General features: G+C 73.1%; 24 protein-coding genes. 17 read left to right on the top strand and 7 right to left on the bottom strand.

From position 1 onward, the window contains the following. Window positions 1–42: 42 nt before the first annotated feature. The 9 genes from ACI1MP_RS35135 (at window position 43) to ACI1MP_RS35095 (ending at window position 6,359) form a co-directional block, all read left to right on the top strand. Complete coding sequence (locus tag ACI1MP_RS35135; RefSeq protein ID WP_380333260.1) at window positions 43–414, top strand: ArsR/SmtB family transcription factor; 372 nt, start codon at window positions 43–45, stop codon at window positions 412–414. A gap of 162 nt (window positions 415–576) precedes the next feature. Beyond that, window positions 577–780, top strand: coding sequence for a hypothetical protein (locus ACI1MP_RS35130; protein ID WP_380333261.1), 204 nt, complete (start codon window positions 577–579; stop codon window positions 778–780). A gap of 62 nt (window positions 781–842) precedes the next feature. Next, window positions 843–2,528, top strand: a complete 1,686-nt coding sequence (locus ACI1MP_RS35125; RefSeq protein ID WP_404870487.1) for a SulP family inorganic anion transporter — start codon at window positions 843–845, stop codon at window positions 2,526–2,528. Between the two features lie 186 nt (window positions 2,529–2,714). Next, window positions 2,715–3,194: a fluoride efflux transporter CrcB gene (gene crcB / locus ACI1MP_RS35120; protein ID WP_404870486.1), complete on the top strand. Its 480-nt coding sequence runs from the start codon at window positions 2,715–2,717 to the stop codon at window positions 3,192–3,194. Next, entirely contained in the window at window positions 3,191–3,541 is a 351-nt protein-coding gene (locus tag ACI1MP_RS35115; RefSeq protein WP_043907753.1) for a DUF190 domain-containing protein, read from the top strand. Before crcB (ACI1MP_RS35120) ends, ACI1MP_RS35115 begins: the two co-directional genes overlap by 4 nt. Beyond that, a complete protein-coding gene (gene crcB / locus ACI1MP_RS35110; RefSeq protein WP_380333263.1) occupies window positions 3,538–3,912 on the top strand; it encodes a fluoride efflux transporter CrcB in 375 nt (124 codons plus the stop codon). Before ACI1MP_RS35115 ends, crcB (ACI1MP_RS35110) begins: the two co-directional genes overlap by 4 nt. Window positions 3,913–4,195: 283 nt before the next feature. Next, complete coding sequence (locus tag ACI1MP_RS35105) at window positions 4,196–5,395, top strand: cytochrome P450 (protein ID WP_404870485.1); 1,200 nt, start codon at window positions 4,196–4,198, stop codon at window positions 5,393–5,395. A 47-nt stretch (window positions 5,396–5,442) separates the two neighbouring features. Beyond that, on the top strand, window positions 5,443–5,640 hold the full coding sequence (locus tag ACI1MP_RS35100) for a ferredoxin (RefSeq protein ID WP_043909247.1): 198 nt from the start codon (window positions 5,443–5,445) through the stop codon (window positions 5,638–5,640). An 83-nt stretch (window positions 5,641–5,723) separates the two neighbouring features. Then, window positions 5,724–6,359, top strand: a complete 636-nt coding sequence (locus ACI1MP_RS35095; protein WP_404870484.1) for an AAA family ATPase — start codon at window positions 5,724–5,726, stop codon at window positions 6,357–6,359. 15 nt (window positions 6,360–6,374) lie between these two features. On the opposite strand, the gene ACI1MP_RS35090 is transcribed toward ACI1MP_RS35095, so the two are convergent. The 6 genes from ACI1MP_RS35090 to ACI1MP_RS35065 all read right to left on the bottom strand — a co-directional run bounded on the left by ACI1MP_RS35090 (window position 6,375) and on the right by ACI1MP_RS35065 (window position 10,681). Continuing rightward, the gene (locus ACI1MP_RS35090) at window positions 6,375–6,929 is read right to left on the bottom strand and encodes an RICIN domain-containing protein (RefSeq protein WP_387992517.1); all 555 of its coding nucleotides are present in this window, start codon (window positions 6,927–6,929) and stop codon (window positions 6,375–6,377) included. Between the two features lie 23 nt (window positions 6,930–6,952). Beyond that, complete coding sequence (locus ACI1MP_RS35085) at window positions 6,953–7,507, bottom strand: RICIN domain-containing protein (protein WP_404870483.1); 555 nt, start codon at window positions 7,505–7,507, stop codon at window positions 6,953–6,955. A gap of 23 nt (window positions 7,508–7,530) precedes the next feature. Continuing rightward, a complete protein-coding gene (locus ACI1MP_RS35080; protein ID WP_404870482.1) occupies window positions 7,531–8,091 on the bottom strand; it encodes an RICIN domain-containing protein in 561 nt (186 codons plus the stop codon). 142 nt (window positions 8,092–8,233) lie between these two features. Continuing rightward, on the bottom strand, window positions 8,234–8,863 hold the full coding sequence (locus ACI1MP_RS35075) for an MBL fold metallo-hydrolase (RefSeq protein ID WP_100586485.1): 630 nt from the start codon (window positions 8,861–8,863) through the stop codon (window positions 8,234–8,236). After that, window positions 8,863–9,948, bottom strand: a complete 1,086-nt coding sequence (locus ACI1MP_RS35070; protein ID WP_404870481.1) for an S-(hydroxymethyl)mycothiol dehydrogenase — start codon at window positions 9,946–9,948, stop codon at window positions 8,863–8,865. Before ACI1MP_RS35070 ends, ACI1MP_RS35075 begins: the two co-directional genes overlap by 1 nt. 55 nt (window positions 9,949–10,003) lie before the next feature. Then, window positions 10,004–10,681: a phosphatase PAP2 family protein gene (locus ACI1MP_RS35065; RefSeq protein WP_380333268.1), complete on the bottom strand. Its 678-nt coding sequence runs from the start codon at window positions 10,679–10,681 to the stop codon at window positions 10,004–10,006. A 145-nt stretch (window positions 10,682–10,826) separates the two neighbouring features. Between ACI1MP_RS35065 and ACI1MP_RS35060 the strand changes: the two genes are divergently transcribed. From ACI1MP_RS35060 to ACI1MP_RS35040, 5 genes are all read left to right on the top strand, one after another. Next, the gene (locus tag ACI1MP_RS35060) at window positions 10,827–11,948 is read left to right on the top strand and encodes a PucR family transcriptional regulator (protein ID WP_380333269.1); all 1,122 of its coding nucleotides are present in this window, start codon (window positions 10,827–10,829) and stop codon (window positions 11,946–11,948) included. Between the two features lie 764 nt (window positions 11,949–12,712). Continuing rightward, on the top strand, window positions 12,713–13,813 hold the full coding sequence (locus ACI1MP_RS35055) for a hypothetical protein (RefSeq protein ID WP_404870480.1): 1,101 nt from the start codon (window positions 12,713–12,715) through the stop codon (window positions 13,811–13,813). 155 nt (window positions 13,814–13,968) lie between these two features. Further along, on the top strand, window positions 13,969–15,675 hold the full coding sequence (gene ctaD, locus ACI1MP_RS35050; protein ID WP_404870875.1) for a cytochrome c oxidase subunit I: 1,707 nt from the start codon (window positions 13,969–13,971) through the stop codon (window positions 15,673–15,675). Further along, window positions 15,672–16,049 carry a hypothetical protein gene (locus ACI1MP_RS35045; RefSeq protein WP_380333271.1) on the top strand — a complete coding sequence of 126 codons (378 nt, stop codon included), beginning with the start codon at window positions 15,672–15,674 and terminating at the stop codon, window positions 16,047–16,049. Before ctaD ends, ACI1MP_RS35045 begins: the two co-directional genes overlap by 4 nt. Window positions 16,050–16,342: 293 nt before the next feature. Beyond that, window positions 16,343–17,074 (top strand): TIGR03619 family F420-dependent LLM class oxidoreductase, encoded by a 732-nt coding sequence (locus ACI1MP_RS35040; protein WP_404870479.1) that lies wholly within the window; start codon window positions 16,343–16,345, stop codon window positions 17,072–17,074. Window positions 17,075–17,129: 55 nt separating this feature from the next. On the opposite strand, the gene ACI1MP_RS35035 is transcribed toward ACI1MP_RS35040, so the two are convergent. After that, entirely contained in the window at window positions 17,130–18,182 is a 1,053-nt protein-coding gene (locus tag ACI1MP_RS35035) for an aldo/keto reductase (RefSeq protein WP_100586493.1), read from the bottom strand. 97 nt (window positions 18,183–18,279) lie between these two features. Between ACI1MP_RS35035 and ACI1MP_RS35030 the strand changes: the two genes are divergently transcribed. The 3 genes from ACI1MP_RS35030 to ACI1MP_RS35020 all read left to right on the top strand — a co-directional run bounded on the left by ACI1MP_RS35030 (window position 18,280) and on the right by ACI1MP_RS35020 (window position 19,616). Further along, a complete protein-coding gene (locus ACI1MP_RS35030) occupies window positions 18,280–18,417 on the top strand; it encodes a hypothetical protein (protein WP_404870478.1) in 138 nt (45 codons plus the stop codon). Window positions 18,418–18,512: 95 nt separating this feature from the next. Beyond that, complete coding sequence (locus ACI1MP_RS35025; RefSeq protein WP_380333273.1) at window positions 18,513–18,917, top strand: SsgA family sporulation/cell division regulator; 405 nt, start codon at window positions 18,513–18,515, stop codon at window positions 18,915–18,917. Between the two features lie 174 nt (window positions 18,918–19,091). Beyond that, on the top strand, window positions 19,092–19,616 hold the full coding sequence (locus tag ACI1MP_RS35020) for a ricin-type beta-trefoil lectin domain protein (RefSeq protein WP_404870477.1): 525 nt from the start codon (window positions 19,092–19,094) through the stop codon (window positions 19,614–19,616). Window positions 19,617–19,689 lie beyond the last annotated feature (73 nt).

Raw genomic sequence — 19,689 nt, 5'->3', positions numbered from 1 at the left:
CCCCGTGCCCTTTCGGGCCTTGAACGAGACGGTGACGACCACGTGAACGCCGAGAACCCGCAGTCGCCACCGGTGGCCAGCGTCCCGCTGTACCAGCTGAAGGCGGAGTTCTTCAAAACGCTCGGGCACCCGGTGCGGATCCGGGTGCTGGAGCTGCTCAGCACCCGCGACCACGCCGTCGCCGAGATGCTGCCCGAGGTCGGCGTGGAGCCGGCCAACCTGTCCCAACAGCTGGCCGTGCTGCGCCGGGCCAAGCTGGTGCACGCCCGCCGCGAGGGCTCCACCGTGGTGTACACGCTGGCCAGCGGCGAGGTCGCCGACCTGCTGCGGGTCGCCCGCTCCATCCTCGGCTCGCTGATCACCGACCAGGCCGGCCTGCTCGCCGACCTGCGGGCCGCCGACAACAACGCCTGACGCTCCGTCACTTCCCCTGCCCCGCCCGCGAGGGCCTCGCTGCGCCCAGGACATGCAGACATTGCGACTTGCGAAATTCTTCAAGTCGATACATTCTGATCGGGTGCCCGGCCGGTCCGTCCTGCCCGGCCACCTGCGCGCCGACACTGGAGAGGGGCCGACGTGACCGAGGTGTTCGAGCAGGAGCTCCGCGAGCAACTCGCCCTCGCCCGACGGGCGTTGCGCGAGGCGCGGGACGCCGAGGACGACCAGGGCGCGCAGGCCCACGCGGGCCGGATCGCCGGGCTGCTGCGGATCGCGGAGCAGCACGGCATCGCCGTCCCGTCCCGGTCCGGAACAGAGCCGGAACCCCAGAAAGAGAGCTGAACCGTGCCCGCGTCGCAGTGCCACGCCCAGGCGGAGGTCCATGATCCGCTCGCCACGATCCGATGCGGCGGGGCGGCGTGAACGGCGCGGGTGCGATCGGCCGGCGGCTGCGGGCGGTGCTGCCCGACCGCCGGACCCTGGCCACCATGCGGCGGGACCCGCGGCGGGACCTGCTCGCCGGACTGACGGTGGCCATCGTGGCGCTGCCGCTCGCCCTGGGCTTCGGCGTCTCCTCCGGGGCGGGCGCGGCGGCGGGCCTGGCCACCGCCGTGGTCGCGGGCGCGATCGCCGCCGTGTTCGGCGGCTCCGGCCTCCAGGTCACCGGCCCGACCGGTGCGATGACCGTGGTGCTGGTGCCGATCGTCGCCCGCTACGGCACCGGCGGGGTGCTGACCGTCGGCCTGCTCGCCGGCCTGCTGCTGGCGCTCGCCGGGGCCGGCCGGTGGATGGCGTACGTGCCGGTGCCGGTGATCGAGGGCTTCACGGTCGGCATCGCCGGCGTGATCGGCCTCCAGCAGGTGCCCGGCGCGCTCGGCGTGGCCAAACCGGACGGCGAGAACCCGGCGGTGGTAGCCGCCCGCGCCGTCTCCGCGTTCGCGTCCTCCCCGCACTGGGCGGCGGTGCTGCTCGCGGCGGGCGTCGCCGCGCTGATGCTGATCGGCGGACGGCTGCGGCCCGGAGTGCCGTTCTCGCTGATCGCCGTGGTCGCCGCCACCGTGCTCGCCAAGGCGGTCGACCTGCCGGTCGCCGTCATCGGCCACCTGCCGTCCGGACTGCCCAGCCCCTCGCTGGGCTTCCTCGACCTGTCCGCGGTGCCCGCGCTGCTGCCGTCCGCGCTGGCGGTCGCCGCGCTCGGCGCGCTGGAGTCGCTGATGTCGGCGACCGCCGCCGACGCGATGACCGCGAACGACCCCCGCCGGGGCGGCGAACGGCATGACAGCGACCGGGAGTTGTTCGGCCAGGGCCTGGCCAACCTGGTCGCCCCGCTGTTCGGCGGCGTCGCCGCGACCGGCGCGATCGCCCGCACCGCCGTCAACGTGCGCAGCGGCGCGGTCTCCCGACTGGCCGCGCTGGTGCACGCCGCCGTGCTGGCCGTGGTGGTGTTCGCCGCCGCGCCGCTGGTCGCCGACATCCCGCTGGCCGCGCTGGCCGGCGTGCTGATCGCCACCGCCGTGCGCATGGTGCAGGCCGGGGCGCTGCGCGCGCTGGCCCGCACCGGGCGCGGCGAGGCCGCCGTGCTGGCGGCGACCGCCGCCGCCACCCTCGCCTTCGACCTGGTCACCGCCGTCGCGGTCGGCCTGCTGCTGGCCGGCGCGCTCGCGCTCCGCGCCGTCGCCCGGGCCGCCCGGCTGGAGCGCCTGCCGGTGTCCGAGCAGGACCACGCGGGCGGCCGGATCGCCGCCTACCGGCTGCACGGCCCGCTGCTGTTCGCCGCCGCGCACCGCCTGCGGCTCGAACTGACCGCCGCCGACCACGCCGAGGTGGTGATCCTGCGGATGTCGCGCGTCACCGCGATCGACGCCAGCGGCGCGACCGTCCTCGGCGAGGCCCTCGCCGACCTGCACCGCCGCGGTATCCGGGTCCTGCTCTCCGGGCTGCACCCCGAACACCGCCGGCCCCTGGACGCACTCGGCATACTCGACGAACTCCAGGCTCAGGGGCGACTGTTCGCCACCACACCGGAAGCCCTGGCGTACGCCCGCGACACCCTGCCGACCGTCCCGGCGCCCGCCGTCGGGACACGCTGAGCCGTCCCTGCTGCCGGGGGCGGCCCGCCCGGCCGGTAGAGTGGCGCAAGTGCCACCTTCCGAGGGGGCGCGACGGCGGTGGGGCCCGCCGGACCTGAACCGCGGCGAGTCGCCGCCAACGGTCCCTACTTGTACAGGACGCGCCCGGATCCTTCGGGCGCCGTGCGAGTGGGAGACGTGGTGCCCGTGGAGAGTTCCCAGTCGACGACGGCCGGCGCCGTCGAATCCGAGACCGGGGCGCGCCCGGCGCGCCGTCGCGGGCCGGACCGTGAACTGGCGTCCGTGATCGGCGTGGTGGCCGTCGGCGGAGTGCTCGGCGCCTGCGCCCGGTACGCGATCGCGCTCGGATGGCCGACGGCGGCGGACGGCTTCCCCTGGGCGACGCTGGTGATCAACGTGGCGGGCTGCGCGGTGATCGGGGCGTTCCTGACGGTGCTCACCGAGGCCTGGCGTGCGCACCGGCTGGTGCGGCCGTTCTTCGGCACCGGCGTGCTCGGCGGGTTCACCACCTTCTCCACCTACGCGGTCGACGTCCAGCGCCTGATGCTGGCCGGCCGCGCCCCGGCGGCCCTGGGCTACCTGGCCGCCACCCTGCTCGCCGCGCTGGTCGCGGTCTGGGCCGGCGCGGCCGCCGCCCGCCTGGTGATCGGACGGAGGACGCGATGACCGCACGGACCGAACGGGCGCTGCGGATGACGGTGCTGGCCGGCGAGGACCAGCACTGGCACCACCGCCCGCTGTACGCGGAGATCGTGCACCGCGCGCACGCCGCCCGGCTGGCCGGCGCCAGCGTGTTCCGCGGCATCGAGGGCTTCGGCGCGTCCGCGCTGGTGCACACCTCCCGGCTGCTGTCGGTCGGCGACGACCTGCCGGTGGCGGTCGTGGTGGTGGACCGCGAGGAGCGGATCCGGGCGTTCCTGCCGCAACTGGACGACCTGCTCGACCGGTGCCTGGTGACGCTCGACGCGTGCGAGGTGCTCCGTCCCGCCGACGCCCCCGGGGAGGCGGAGTGAACTGGTTGCTGGTGATCGTCGGCGCGGCGGTCGGCGCGCCGCTGCGCTACCTGACCGACCGGGTGGTGCAGGCCCGGCACGACACGGTCTTCCCGTGGGGAACGTTCGCCGTCAACGTGTCCGGCTCCCTGGTGCTCGGCCTGCTGACCGGCGCGGTCGCCGCCGGCGCGGCCTCCTCGCAGCTCCAACTGCTGCTCGGCACCGGCTTCTGCGGGGCGCTGACCACGTACTCGACGTTCTCCTGGGAGACGCTGCGGCTGGCCGAGAGCGGGGCCCGGTTCTACGCGGGGGTGAACGCGGCGGGCAGCGTGGTGGCCGGGCTGGGCTCGGCGTTCACCGGGTGGGCGATCGCCCAGGCGCTGTGGGTGTGAGGCCGTGGCCCGTTCTCGATCGGCCGCAAGGATGAGCCGTCGGCCGTGACGGACCTGGACGCGGCTGGTGGGCGGGGTTCCCGGTTCGGGGGCGAACGCATGCGCGTCGCCGGAATCCGGACAGAATTCACGATCCGGCCAGGATCACCTTCCCGTGGCCACGGACCGCGAGTTAGCGTGACCGTGAGTTAGTTGCCCGAGGCACTCAACAGCCCGGGCCGCGCAGTCGCAAGGTTCGCCCGCCGACGCCTCCGCCGGCCGAGCTCCGGGAAGGGACCACCAGATGGCCACCGCCGCGCAAACCTCTCCCACCAGCCACCCCGCCCCGCGCGGGACCTGCCCGTTCGCGCCGCCGCCCGCCTACGAGCAGGCCCGGCACGACGAGCCGATCAGCCGGGTCGGCCTGTACGACGGCGCCTCGTGCTGGCTGATCACCCGGCACGAGGACGTCCGCGCCGTCCTCGCCGACAACCGGTTCAGCTCCGACCCCGACAACCCGGGCTTCCCCTTCCTCACCGAGGCCTCCCGCCAGCTCCTCACCGTCAAGCCCACCTTCATCCGGCTGGACGACCCCGAGCACGGCCGGCTGCGCCGCATGCTCACCGGCGACTTCACCATGCGCCGCACCGCCTCGCTGCGCCCCGAGATCCAGCGGATCACCGACGAACTGATCGACCGGATGATCGACGGACGCCACCAGGCCGACCTGGTCAACGAGTTCGCGCTGCCGCTGCCGTCCCTGGTGATCTGCCTGCTGCTTGGCGTCCCCTACCAGGACCACGACTTCTTCCAGGAGTGCAGCCGCACCCTGCTGCACCGCGGCTCCACCACCGAGGAGGTCGTCGACGCCAACACCCGGCTCACCGAGTACATCGACGCGCTGACCGCGTCCAAGCGCGACAACCCCGACGACGGCATCCTCAGCCGCCTGGTCGCCCGCGGCGAACTGGAGATCGAGGACATCGGCGCGATGGGCCGGCTGCTGCTGATAGCCGGGCACGAGACCACCGCCAACATGACGGCGCTGTCGATCCTCGCCCTGCTGCGCAACCCCGAGCAGCTCGCCCACCTGCGGGCCCACCCCGAGGCCACGCCCGCCGCGGTCGAGGAACTCCTGCGCTACCTCAGCATCGTGCAGAACGGCCTGGTCCGGGTCGCCGTCGAGGACGCCGAGATCGGCGGCACCACGATCCGGGCCGGTGAGGGCGTCATCCTCCAGGTCAACACCGCCAACTGGGACGACGACCGCTACCCCGGCGCCGACACCCTCGACCTCACCCGCGACACCCGCCACCACCTCGCCTTCGGCTTCGGCGTCCACCAGTGCCTCGGCCAGCCGCTCGCCCGGCTGGAGCTGGAGATCGCCCTGGAGACCCTGCTGCGCCGACTCCCCGAACTGCGGCTCGCCGTGCCGTTCGAGGACGTCCCGTTCCGGAACGACATGCTGATCTACGGTGTCCACGAGCTCCAGGTCGCCTGGTGACCGCCGCCCCGCCGACCCGCCCGGGCGACCTCGCGAAAGAAGGAACCGTGACCGTCACCGTCGACCAGGACCGCTGCTGCGGCGCCGGGCAGTGCGTCCGCAACGCCCCCGAGGTGTTCGACCAGCGCGAGGAGGACGGCGTCGTGCTGCTGCTCGACGCCCGCCCGCCCGCCGAGCTGCGCTCCGCCGTCGAGGACGCCGTCGCGTCCTGCCCCGCCGGCGCCATCAGGGTCACCGACAGCTGACCCGGACACCCCGCTATGCTGCCGAACCGTCCCGCCGTGGCCCACGGCGGGACGGCCGTCGTCACAGCGAAGGGGAGCACACCGTGGAAGCCGCCGGCGAACTCGCCCCGCACGGCGTCACCGACCTGCGCGGCCGGCCCGGCCCGCCGCTGACCGTCCGTTACGGGCCCTACGCCGCCGTGGTGGTGGCCGGGCTGCCCGGCAGCGGCAAGAGCACCCTGCTGCACCGCTGGGACGCCCACGCCCCCGTCCTCGACCCGCGCACCAGCCGCCTGGCCGCGCAGGCCGCGATGCCCGCCCGGCTCCCGTACCCCGTCTACCGGCCCGTGGTGCGGACCCTGCACCTGCTGCGCATCCGCGCCGCGCTGCGCGGCCCCGGGCCGCTGCTGGTGCACGACTGCGGCAGCCGCCGCTGGCTGCGCCGCACCCTCGCGCACTGGGCCCGCCGGTACGGGCGGGAACTGCACGTGGTGCTGCTCGCCGTCCACCCCGACCAGGCGCTGGCCGGTCAGCACGCCCGCGCCCGCACCGCCGCCCCGGGCACCTTCCGCCGCCACGTGCGCGGCCTGGCCGCCCTGGTGACGGCCGTCGACCACCAGGGCCTGGCGGCGTTCCCCGGCGCGACGTCCGTGCTGCTCGCCGACACGACCTCGCGGGAACGGCTGGCGGCCGTCCGCTTCGCCGCCCCGGACGGGACGCCGGGGGCGGCGAAGGGCTGACGGATCGCGGGGCCGTCAGGCGTAGATGACGGTCCACTGCTGGTTGCGGTCGCCGGTGCGGCAGCCCTCGATCGTCACCTGGCTCCCGGCGTGGGAGGTCAGGCAGCCCTGGTCGCCGTCGGCGGAGTGGATGTACGTCCCGACGTCGCCGGCCGCGTACCACCAGCGCGACCTGGACGCGGTGTTGTCGTACGGGTCGTACCAGGGGTTGTACTCGGACAGCTCGCCGGTGTTGTTGAAGCTGCGGCGCAGGTTCCGGTAGCTCTTGGTGGTGCACCAGCCGTCGGTGCACTTCTCCGTCTCCCAGGAGGAGAGGACGACCTGGTTGGCGGAGGTCATGGTGACGTACCACCACTGGTTGGACTGCCCGGTCTGCGCGTAGGTGTACACCGGCGCGCCCTGGTCGATGTTGTGGGCGTAGTCGTCCAGGTACTGGCCGGTGCCCATGTTCAGGACGTGCACCCAGCCCCGGGGCACGGCGGCCCGGGCGGGTGCCTCCACGGCGAACACGCCCGTCAGGACGGACAGGGACACGCCGGCGGCGGTGAGGATCCTTCGGATGTTCTTCACGGTGGGACGTTCCTTCCGGCGGGTCAGTTGTAGGAGATCAGCCACTGCTGGTCGTGGTCGCCGGTGCGGCAGCCCTCGACCGTCACCTGGCCCCAGGCGTGGGCGGTCAGGCAGTCGCCGTTCCAGGCGGCGGAGTGGATGTACGTCCCGGCGTCGCCGCCCGCGTAGTACCAGAGCTGCTCGCCGGGCAGTTCACCGAAGCGGGTGTCGTGCTGCCAGCGCTGCTGCGGGCCGAGGACGCCGCGGTTGCCGCTGTCGCGGGTGAGGTTGCGGTACCACCAGCCGGTGAGGCCGTTGCCCTGCTGGGTCTCGTAGGAGGAGAACGAGACCGTGTTGTTGTCGTTGTTGTCCACCCACCACCACTGGTTGGACTGGCCGGTCTGCGCGTACGTGTACACCGGCGCGCCCTGGTTGGTGTTGTGGGCGTAGTCGTCCAGGTACTGGCCGGTGCCGACGTTCCGGAGGTGTGCCCAGCCCTGGGGCACGGCGGCCCGGGCGGGTGCCTCCACGGCGAACACGCCCGTCAGGACGGACAGGGACACGCCGGCGGCGGTGAGGATCCTTCGGATGTTCTTCACGGTGGGACTTCCCTTCCGGCGGGTCAGCTGTACTGGACGTTCCACTGCTGGTCGTGGTCGCCGGTGCGGCAGCCCTCGACCGTCACCTGGCCCCAGGCGTGGGCGGTCAGGCAGTCGCCGTTCCAGGCGGCGGAGTGGATGTACGTCCCGGCGTCGCCGGCCGCGTAGTACCAGAGCTCCTCGCCCGGCAGACCGCCGAAGCCGACGCCGCCCGTCCAGAGCTGCTGCGGGCCGAGGACACCGCGGTTGCCGCCGTCGCGGACGAGGTTGCGGTACCACCACTTGCCGACGCTGCTGTACTGCTGCGTCTCGTAGGAGGAGAAGGTGACCGTGCTGTTGGTGTTGTTGGCCACCCACCACCACTGGTTGGACTGGCCGGTCTGCGCGTAGGCGTACACCGGCGCGCCCTGGCTGGTGTTGTGGGCGTAGTCGTCCAGGTACTGGCCGGTGCCCACGTTCCGGATGTGCGCCCAGCCCTGCTCCACCACGGCGCCGGCGGGCGCGGCCGCGGTGACGGTGGCGGCCAGTGCGGCGCCGGCCACCAAGGCGCCGACGAGTCTCTTCTTCACTGTCTTTCCCCCCATGCTCCTGTCCTGCGGGCGACGCCCTCGCGTCGCCGGCCAGGTGAGGGGACGGTACGAAGAGCCGTTGGACAGATGATGAACACCCGAAACGGGTCCGCCGCCCCGGACCGGAGGTCGGGGGCGGCGGAGGGTTGACAGCCGGTCAGTGGCCGCGGGCGATCCACTCGGCCAGGTGCGGGGCCTCCGCGCCGACGGTCGTCGAGTCGCCGTGGCCGGTGCGCACCACCGTCTCGGCCGGGAGCGTCAGCAGGCGCTCGCGGATCGAGTCGACGATGGTCGGGAAGTCGGAGAACGACCGCCCGGTGGCACCCGGCCCGCCGGCGAACAGGGTGTCGCCGGTGAACACGGTGCCGAGCTCCGGCGCGTACAGGCTGACCGCGCCCGGGCTGTGGCCCGGCGTGTGCAGCACCGTCAGCGTGGTGCCGGCGACGGTCAGTTGCTGACCGTCGGCGAGCGCGCCATCGGGCTTCCGGTCCGGGTGGGTCTGCTGCCACAGCACCTGGTCGTCGGGGTGCAGCAGGATCGGCGCGCCCGTGCGGGCGGCCAGCTCCGGCGCGGCGTCGATGTGGTCGTTGTGCGCGTGGGTGGAGACGATCGCCACCAGCGTGCGCCCGGCCACCGCCGCGGCGATCGCGTCCGCGTCGTGCGCGGCGTCGATCACCACCACCTCGTGGTCGTCGCCGACCAGCCACACGTTGTTGTCGACCTGCCAGGTGCCGCCGTCCAGGCTGAACTCGCCCGCGGTGACCAGGTGTTCGATCCGGGCCGCCATCAGAGGACCACCACCGAGCGCAGCACCTCGCCGCGGTGCATCCGGGCGAACGCCTCCTCGACGCCGTCCAGCGCGATGGTCTCGCTGACGAACGCGTCCAGGTCGAGCCGGCCCTGCAGGTACAGGTCGATCAGCATCGGGAAGTCCCGCTCCGGCAGGCAGTCGCCGTACCAGGACGACTTGAGCGCGCCACCGCGGCCGAACACGTCCAGCAGCGGCAGTTCGAGGGTCATCTCCGGCGTCGGCACGCCGACCAGCACCACGGTGCCCGCCAGGTCGCGGGCGTAGAACGCCTGCTTGTACGTCTCCGGGCGGCCGACCGCGTCGATCACCACGTCCGCGCCGTTGCCGCCGGTCAGCTCCCGGATCGCCTCGACGGCGTCGGTCTCCCGCGAGTTCACGGTGTGGGTGGCGCCCAGGCCGCGGGCGGTGACCAGCTTGCGCTCGTCCACGTCCACCGCGATGATCCGCGACGCGCCCGCCAGCCGGGCGCCCATCACCGCGGCGTTGCCGACGCCGCCGCAGCCGATCACCGCGACGCTGTCGCCGCGGCCCACCTGGCCGGTGTTGATCGCCGCACCCAGGCCCGCCATCACACCGCAGCCCAGCAGGCCCGCCGCGGCCGGTGCGGCCGCCGGGTCCACCTTGGTGCACTGGCCCGCCGCGACCAGGGTCTTCTCGGCGAACGCGCCGATGCCCAGGGCCGGCGACAGCTCGGTGCCGTCCTCCAGGGTCATCTGCTGCTTCGCGTTGTGGGTGGCGAAGCAGTACTGCGGCCGGCCCCGCCGACACGAGCGGCAACGGCCGCACACCGCACGCCAGTTGAGGATCACGAAGTCACCGGGGACGACATTGTCGACGCCCTCGCCGACGGCCTCCACCACACCCGCGGCCTCGTGGCCCAGCAGGAACGGGAACTCGTCGTTGATCCCGCCTTCCCGGTAGTGCAGGTCGGTGTGGCACACGCCGCACGCCTGCACCTTCACCACCGCCTCGCCCGGACCCGGATCGGGCACCACGATCGGCACCACCTCCACCGGCGCGCCCTTCGCCCGAGCGATCACACCCCGCACAACCTGAGCCATCCCGAAAACCCTTCTTGATATACGGCAATTCGTGGCGCGGACGCGCCCCTGCCGGTCAATCCCGGCGCCCGCCGGGTCGACGTTCCAGCAGTACAGCGCCACTGTCCCGGCCCTGACACACCAGCAGCGTACCCAGCGCCAGCCACCCTGCGGCCAGCAGCCAGCCGCCCAGCACATCCAGTGCCCAATGCACCCCCAAGTACACCCGGCTCGCACCGACCGCCGCCGCGAACACCACCGCGCACACCGCGGCGAGGCGCGCCGCACCCGGACGGGCCAGCGCCACCGCCAACGCCAGCAGCCCCGCCCCGGCCGCCGCCGTGAACGCGTGCCCCGACGGGAAGGAGAACCCCGAGGCGTGCACCGCCCGCGCCGCCAGCGGCGGCCGGGGCCGGCCGAAGCCGTGCATCAGCAGCTGACGCAGCCCCTGACCCAGCAACAGCCACACCGTCGGCGCGAACAGCACCACCGCCACCGGCCCCCGCACCCGCCGCACCGCGAGCGCCCCGGCCGCCAACGCCATCAGGTACGGCAACGGCGCCGACCCGCAGGCCGTCACCACCGTCGCCGCCGTCACCGCGACGTCCGGCCGATGCGCCACGCACCAGTCCAGCACGGCCTGTTCGAACCCGAACGCCGCCCACCCCCGCGCGGCCAGCGCCAGCGCCACCACCCCGAACGCCGCCCAACAGCCGATCAGCGCCCACCTGGGGCCCGTCGAGCCAGCCGTCATGGCGGAGAACCTCCCGAGATCACGGCGACGCACCGTCATGCGCCGCACCCGCCATCGTACGGGCCCGAACAACACCGGACGCCGACACCGGCCCGCCGGCCGCTAGGATGCGGCGATTTCGAACGGCAGGTGAAAGGGCGTCAAGATGGCCGAGCAGACGGTGCCCGAGCAGACCGTGGTCGGGGAACTCGGCGACCGGTACGTCGGGCTGCTCGCCGAAGTCTCCCGCTCCGGGCGACGCCTGAGCCGGGCCGAGGTCGAATCCCTGCGCGCCCTCGGCGAACGCTGCGCCGAGAACGGGCAGGGCCTGCGCGACGTCGTCGCCCGGTGCATGGGCGCCGGCCGCCGTGCCTGGACCACCCTCCCCGGGATCGCCGGCGCCGGCACCGTCAACGAACTGCGCCAGGTCGGCGAAGCACTGCTGATCGCCGCCGAGACCGCGCTCGCCGCCCTCGGCGAAGGCCATGAACGGGCCCAACGGCTGGCCGTCCGTCAGGAGGAAGCCGCCCGCCGCGAATTCATCGACGACCTGCTGTACGGCCGCAGCGACCTCGGCACCCTCGCCGAACGCGCCGAACGCTTCGGCCTGCGTCTCGCCCGCACCCACGCCGTCGCCGTCGCCGTCACCGAACGGCCCTACGGCCACGTCGACCCCGTGGTGCGTCGCGTGGAACGGGAACTGACCGGGCGTTTCGGCGAACGCGACGTGCTGCTCGCCACCAAGGACGGCCGACTCGTGTGCGTCGCCCCCGAGAGCGAACAGGCCGTCCTCGACGCCTTCGCCCGACTCGCACTCCGCCCCGGCCCCGGCTACCCGCCCGCCCGGCGGGTCGCCACCGGCCGCCGCCACTCGGGGGCCGGCGGCGTCGTGCGCAGCTACGAAGAAGCCCTCGACGCGCTCGACTTCGCGGAGCGCCTCGACCTGCCCGCCGAACTGCTGAAGGCCGAGGAACTCCTGGTCTTCCCGGTCCTGATGCGCGACCGCGCCGCGATGGCGGACCTGGTCCGCACCGTCCTGGGCCCCCTCGCCGCCGCCCGCGGCGGGGCCGGCCCCCTCCTCGACACCATCGCGGTCCAGGCCGAAGCCGGCTACGTCAACGCCGAAGCCGCCCGCCGCCTCGGCGTCAGCGTCCGCACCCTCGGCTACCGCGCAGAACGCATCAAAGCCCTCACCGGCTACGACCCGGCGGACGCGCTCCACCGCTACACCCTGGAAACGGCCGCGATGGGCGCCCGCCTGCTGGGCTGGCCGCGACAGGCGCTGTGAGGGGTCGGAGAACAGGGGTGCGTGGGGGCGCCTCCCGGCCTGGCGGGGCACGCGCCCCTGAGTGGTTGCTCGCCCGCCCGCGGCCCCGTCAGGGCGGTGCATGGATCGCGCGTCAAGGGGCCGACAAGATTGCCGGATCCTGGCAATGTGCGGACCGGCCCCGAGCTGTCACGATCTTCCTGTCGCCGGGAGACCGGCGCAGCCGGGTCGGCGGGAATCGGGGGATTCGTTCCGCAGGCCCTGGGTGTCGGCGCCCCGGATCCGGGGGGTGGGGGTGGTCGGCGCCCGAGGGGGGAGACGGGGGGAAGGGCGCCGCCTTTTTCGGACGGGGCGAGCGGGGCAGACGGGGGTCACGGCCCCGACGGCCCCCTTCGGAGAAGGCGGCGGATCCCTCCCGGCGAACACCCGGCCGGCCGGGGCCGGTGGGACGTCCGGTGGCTCCGGCCCCATGGGAACGGGGACGGCTCAGCCGCCCCGGGTGTCGGCCGCGCCTACGCCAGGACCGGTAGCCGACGCTCCGTCGGTCGACGGACCGGCTGTCGTCCGAACGCCCGCCGGGGGTGGCCGGAGGTACGGGTTCGTGCCAGGAGGGTGGGTGTCGATCGGGGTCCCGCCTAGCATGTGTGGCCACCGGACTGCCGTGCCCGCGTCGCGTGTTCTCCGCGCACGGTCTGTCGTGTCAGGGGCCGCCGTGCCCTGTCCCGGGCGCCCCGGAAGGGGTGCGCCGCCGTGCCTGTCCTCACTGCCCTGGGGGTTGACCGCCCATGCACACCGGATCCGACCGACCGTCCGCCCGTCCCGTCCGGGCCGCGCTGCTGGTGCTGGCCCTGCTGGCCGCGCTGCTCGTGGCTGCCGTGCCGACCGCCGGCCCCGCGCGGGCCGCGGTTCCCGACCGCTGGGGTTTCGCGTTCGTCGACAACCCGACGCCGCCGACCGGCTACGTTCCTGATCCGTCGCGCCAGTGGGGCAGTTGGGCCTCCCCGGCGAGCAACCCCGTCACCGTCGACCGGACCGGTCCCGGCAGCTACGTGGTGCACTTCCCGCTGATCGCGGGCCCCGGCGGCGTCGCGCACGTCACGGCCGTCAACCGCAGCGGCACCTGGTGCCAGCTGGCCGGTTGGGGGGCCGTCGGCAGTGGCATCGACGTGAGGGTGGCCTGCTACCGGCGCGGTGGCGCACCCGACAACTCGCCGTTCACCGTGCTGTACACCAGCAGCAGCGGGGGCCCCGTGCCGGGTGACTACGCCTACCTGGACTCCGCCGCGAGCGGCGCGCCGATCGACCAGTACAACTCCGCCGGGGGCGGCAACGTCTCCAGCCACGGGTCCACCGGCCTCTGGACGGTCCGGCTGCCCGGCGTCGGCTCCGCCCCCAACGTCGGCAACGTCGAGGTCACCGCCGTCGACCCGACGCAGGGCGCCCGCTGCAAGGTGGCCGAATGGGTGCCGTCCGGCGGCGGGCAGAACGTCGTGGTCCTCTGCTTCGACGCGTCCAACGTGCCCTACGACACCGAATGGACGCTCAGCTACTCCGCCGAGCGGGCCGTGCACGGCCCTGCGGTCCCGCCGCAGTCCTTCGGCTACCTCTGGTACAACGGCTCGGTGCCGTCCGGCACCAACTTCAACTCGGTGGCCGGGAGCAACACGCTGGCCGTCGGCGTCCCCTCCACCGTCACCCTGCCCGGCGTCGCCGTTCCGGCCGACCACGCCCAGGTCACGGCGTTCGGCGGCGGCGCCGGCTGGTGCCAGCTCACCCTGCCGTGGGCCCGCAGCGCCGGTGCCGTCGAGCTGTACCCGATCTGCTTCAGCCCCGGCGGGTCGCCCGTGACCGCGTCGTTCCTGACGGCGTACACCTCCGCGTTCTGACGCTCCGTCATCCCGCGCACCCCCGCGCGCCCCGCCTCCGGGTCCTCGGAGGCGGGGTCGGATGTGACCGCGAGCCGTTTCGTAACCGTACGGAGTCAGGGGATTACTGATAGAGATGGCGGGTCAGCTTTTGCAAGGGAGCCGCCATGACCGTCATGACCGACCGCACCCCGCCGCCCGCGGCGGAGCCCGACTCGCGGGGGGCAGCGCGCCGGCCCGGGAGTGTGCTCGTCCGCTGGATCACCACGACTGATCACAAGACGATCGGCAGCCTGTACCTGGGCACGTCGTTCGCGTTCTTCCTGATCGGTGGGGTGATGGCGCTGATCATGCGCGCCGAGCTGGCCCGGCCGGGCACGCAGATCGTCTCGAACGAGCAGTTCAACCAGCTGTTCACCATGCACGGGACGATCATGCTGCTGGTGTTCGCGACACCGCTGTTCTCGGGTTTCGCGAACTGGATCATGCCCTTGCAGATCGGCGCGCCGGACGTGGCGTTCCCCCGGCTGAACATGTTCGCCTACTGGCTGTACCTGTTCGGCTCGCTGATCGCGGTGGCCGGCTTCCTGACGCCCAACGGCGCGGCGGACTTCGGCTGGTTCGCCTACTCGCCGCTGTCGGACGCCATTCACTCACCGGGCATCGGCGGCGACCTGTGGATCATGGGCCTGGTGTTCTCCGGCTTCGGAACCATCCTCGGCTCGGTCAACTTCATCACCACGATCATCTGCATGCGCGCCCCGGGCATGACCATGTTCCGGATGTCGATCTTCGTGTGGAACACCCTGCTGACCGCCGTGCTGGTCATCATGGTGTTCCCCCTGCTGGCGGCCGCGCTGCTCGCCCTGGAGGTGGACCGCAAGTTCGGCGCCCACGTCTTCGACCCGCTGAGCGGCGGCCCGATCCTGTGGCAGCACCTGTTCTGGTTCTTCGGCCACCCCGAGGTGTACATCATCGCGCTGCCGTTCTTCGGCATCATCTCCGAGATCATCCCGGTCTTCGCCCGCAAGCCGATGTTCGGCTACTCCGGCCTGATCGCCGCCACCATCGCCATCTCCGGCCTGTCCCTGACGGTGTGGGCGCACCACATGTTCGTCACCGGGCGGGTGCTGCTGCCGTTCTTCTCGTTCATGACGCTGCTGATCGCCATCCCGACGGGCGTGAAGTTCTTCAACTGGATCGGCACCATGTGGAAGGGCTCGCTGAGCTTCGAGACACCGATGCTGTGGGCGTTCGGCTTCCTGGTCACCTTCCTGTTCGGCGGCCTGACGGGCGTGCTGCTCGCGTCCCCGCCGATCGACTTCCACGTCTCCGACAGCTACTTCGTCATCGCGCACTTCCACTACGTGGTGTTCGGCACCGTCGTCTTCGCGATGTTCGCCGGCTTCCACTTCTGGTGGCCGAAGTTCACCGGCCGGATGCTGGACGAACGGCTCGGCAGGATCTGCTTCTGGACGCTGTTCGTCGGCTTCCACACCACGTTCCTGGTGCAGCACTGGCTGGGCGCGGAGGGCATGCCGCGCCGCTACGCGGACTACCTGGCCTCGGACGGCTTCACCACCCTCAACATGATCTCCACCATCGGCTCGTTCCTGCTCGGCCTGTCGATGCTGCCGTTCCTCTACAACGTGTGGAAGACCGCCAAGTACGCGCCGAAGGTCCACGAGGAGGACCCCTGGGGCTGGGGCCGTTCGCTGGAGTGGGCGACCTCCTGCCCGCCGCCGCGGCACAACTTCACCACCCTGCCGCGGGTGCGCTCCGAGTCCCCGGCGTTCAACCTGCACCACCCCGAGGTCCCCGACGAGATCCAGGACGCCGGGCACCAGGGCGGCCGGGTGATCACGGGCGACGAGCAGCGGTGACCGAGCGGACGCCCACCGGCCGGGGCGGCGGCCGGCCGGTCACCGCCGCCGGCGAGGCCGACGCGGGACTGCGGCAGTTGGAGGGCTACCTGTACTGGCAGGACCAGAACCGGCAGGCCCGGCGGGCGGCCCAGGAGTTCGCCGACCTGCTGCCCTGGCTGACGGCCGCTCAGCGGCTGGACCTGGAGAACCACCTCGCGCACACCCAGCTCCAGGCCACCCGCCGCGGGCTCGAACAGTTCCGGGAGCACCGCGAGCGACTCCGCGAGCAGTACGGCGCCCGCTACCACCGCCTGCGCGCCCGCTGCCTGCTCGCCGTGCTGCTGGCCACCGCGGTGTGCACGACGGTGCTCCTGGCGGTCGTCCGGTACTGACGACACCCGGCGCGTCCACCGGTGATCCCGGGACAGGCCGGGACGTCGTGGGGCAGGATCGATCGTGCTCACCGGATCGGACCCGGGTGGGCAGGGGCCGGCCCGGGCTCCGGTCGGACCGTCGCCCGGACGCCCGGCCGGACGCGCCCGGCCGGGGAACGACGGAGGCGGGGATCATGGAACTGGGTGTGTACGGGCTGAGCGCCAAGGCGACGCTGGGGCCGGCCGACACGGCGCGGCTGGCCCGCCGGGCCGAGGAGTGGGGCTACCGGTCCTGGTAGGTCGGCGACCACGTGGTGCTGCCCAGCCCGCGGGTGCCGGACTCGCCGATGGCGCCCACCGACCCGATCCTCGACCCGCTGGTGCACCTGTCCTTCGTCGCGGCGCTGACCGAGCGGATGGAACTGGGCACCGGGATCCTGATCCTGCCGCAGCGCAACCCGGTGGTGCTGGCCAAGCAGGCCGCCAGCCTCGACGTGCTCTCGGGCGGCCGACTGCTGCTCGGCGTCGCGCCCGGCTACCTGGAGCCGGAGATGGCCGCGGTCGGCGTGCGGGTCGCCGAGCGCGGCGGGCGCACCGACGAATACCTGGACGCGATGCGCCAGTTGTGGAGCGCGCCCGAACCGGAGTTCCACGGCCGGTACGCGGACTTCGCCCGGGTCGACGCGCACCCGCGCCCCGTGCGGCCCGACGGCCCGCGCATCATGATCGGCGGCCACAGCCCGGCCGCCTACCGCCGGGCCGTGGCCAAGGGGCACGGCTGGATCGGCAACGGCCGCGGCCCGCAGGACCTGGCCCGCCACCTCGACGGGCTGCGCAAGGCCGAGGCCGAGGTGCCCCGGCCCGCGCACCTGGGCCGGTTGGAGATCAACTTCATGCAGATCGACCCGGTGGAGACCAGCCCCGACGACGCGCGGCGCTACGCCGACCTGGGCGTGGACCGACTGCTGGTCTACCCCCTGCCGCTGGAGGACCCGGCCGACGTCGAGGCCTTCCTGCAGCGGCACGCCGACCTGCCGCGCTGAGCGCCGACCGTGCGACGGGGCGGACCCGACGCCCCGTCGCACGAACGGGTGCTCCTCAGCCGTCGGACGCCGCGCGCTCGGCGGCCGGACGGCGCAGCGCGGACGGGGCGAGCCCGGGGGAGGTCCAGACGCCGTCCGGGTGGTACACGTTGGTGCCCGGCGGGACGATCGCGTCGATCCGGTCCAGCGCCGCGTCGTCGAGCACCAGTGAGGCGCCCTTCAGCAGGCCGGTCAGCTGCTCCACGGTGCGCGGGCCGATGATCACCGAGGTGACCGCCGGGTGCGCCAGCGGGAACGCCACCGCGAGTTCCGGCAGCGTGCAGCCCAACTCGTCGGCCAGTTCGATCAGTTGCTCCACCGCTTCGAGCTTGCGGACGTTCACCGGCAGGGTCGGGTCGAAGCGGTGCGGGTGCAGCGCCGCCCGCCCCGAGGACAGGTCGATCGTCCCGCCCTTGCGGTAACGGCCGGTCAGGAACCCCGACGCCAACGGACTCCAGGTCAGCACCCCCATGCCGTAGCGCCGCGCCACCGGCAGCACCGAGGACTCGATGCCGCGGGCCAGGATCGAGTACGGCGGCTGCTCGGTGCGGAACCGCGGCAGCGCCCGGCGCTCCGCCACCCAGTGCGACTCGACGATCTCCTCCGCGGGGAAGGTCGAGCACCCGAACGCCCGGATCTTGCCCTGCCGGACCAGGTCGCCCAGCGCCGACAGCGTCTCCTCGACGTCCGTCCGCCCGTCCGGCCGGTGCACCTGGTACAGGTCGATCCAGTCGGTGCGCAGCCGCCGCAGGCTGTCCTCCACCGCCTGCACGATCCACCGCCGCGAGTTGCCGCCCCGGTTCGGCCCCGGGCCCATCGGGAAGTGCACCTTGGTGGCCAGCACCACGTCCTCGCGCCGCCCCTGCAGCGCCTTGCCGACGATCTCCTCCGACTCGCCCGCCGAGTACATGTCGGCGGTGTCGACGAAGTTGATCCCGTGGTCGAGCGCCGCGTGCACCAGCCGGATGCCCTCCTGGTGGTCCGGGTTGCCGACCGACCCCAGCATCATGGTGCCGAGGCAGTGTGCGCTCACCTCGATGCCGGTGCCGCCCAGAGTCCGGTAACGCATGGTCAATCCCCTTTGTCCCGCTGTCGGTTGTGCGGCGCGCCGACGGCCACTGTAGGAGCTGGAGTGGGCTCTAGATCAACTCTCCTGTGCTGATCCGATGGAAACCCCGCCCGCCCACGAGGCCCGGGTGCTGGGCCGACTCGCCGAACTGCAGCGTTCGTTGGACATCGTCCGGTACAAGGTCGCGGTGTACGAGGACTACCTGGAGCAGCAGCCGGCGGGCCCGGGGTTGTGAAGATTCGGGGTGCGAAGCGGTGGGGCGGGCGGGGCGGGGTAGCCGTCGGCGACCACCGACGAAGCGTCGCCGAGCGTTGAAGGAGCCCGCCCCGCATGGCCGTGACCGCTGCCCGGACCACCCGCGTCACCCTGCCGCTCAGCCCCTACCCGGAGACCGCCATCGAAGCCCGGCTGCGGTACGACTCCACCGACCCGTACGCCGTCAGCCTGTTCTTCCCGCCCCTGCACCCCGACGACGATCCCGTCGAGTGGTGGTTCGCCCGGGCGCTGCTCGACGAAGGACGCCGCACCCCCACCGGTGGGGGTGACGTCGCCGTCGCCCCCGGCCCCGGCGCCACCGTGCACGTCACCCTGTGCGGGCGCACCGGCCGGGCCGTCGTCCGGATCCCCGACGAGGCCGTCGCCGGGTTCCTGCGCGACTCCTTCGCCCTGGTCCCGTCCGGCGCGGAGCCGGCGGGCGCGGATCTCGACGCCGAACTCGCCCGGCTGTGCAACTGACGGAGTGTCAACGATGTGACGCCGAACGGATTTCAAACCGGATGACACTCCATCGGATGGCTGCTGGTTCGTACCCGGGCGTGTCACGGCCGTCCGCTGCCAGCCTTGCCGACACCGGGCAGGCGCGGCGACCGCGCCTCCCCGCATTCGTCGGTGCACCCACGGAGGTACGTCATGTCCCGTTCCACCACCGCGTTCACGGCCCTGGCCGTCGCCGGCCTGCTCGCCCTGGCCGCGCCCGCGACCGCCGTCGGCTCGCCGCGCGCGGGCGGCAGCACCATGTGTCTGGATGTGGGCGGTTCCCGCAACAACGGGGACTGGGCGAAGATCTGGCAGTGTCTGAGCCCGGGATTCGGGAACCAGGACTTCGTGGTCGACCGGGGGCAGATCAAGGTGAAGGACACCATCGGGTCCGGCCGGGAGATGTGCCTGGACGTGGGCGGTGCCCGCAACAACGGCGACCGGCTGAAGATCTGGCAGTGCCTCAGCCCCGGTTTCGGGAACCAGGACTTCGTGGTCGACCGGGGGCAGATCAAGGTGAAGGACACCATCGGGTCCGGCCGGGAGATGTGCCTGGACGTGGGCGGTGCCCGCAACAACGGCGACCGGGCGAAGATCTGGCAGTGCCTCAGCCCGGGATTCGGGAACCAGGACTTCGTCATCGACAGCGGCCAGATCAAGGTCAAGGACACCGTCTGACGGCCCGTCCCGGTGACACCGGCCCGGCCGGGCGGTCCGCCCGCCTCGCCGGGTTGGCGTCCGGCCGGGGATT

Source organism: Kitasatospora griseola, from assembly GCF_044999035.1.
Classification (GTDB): domain Bacteria; phylum Actinomycetota; class Actinomycetes; order Streptomycetales; family Streptomycetaceae; genus Kitasatospora; species Kitasatospora griseola.
Note: the sequence above shows the minus strand (reverse complement) of the source record. Positions and strands in the feature narration are given on the sequence as shown.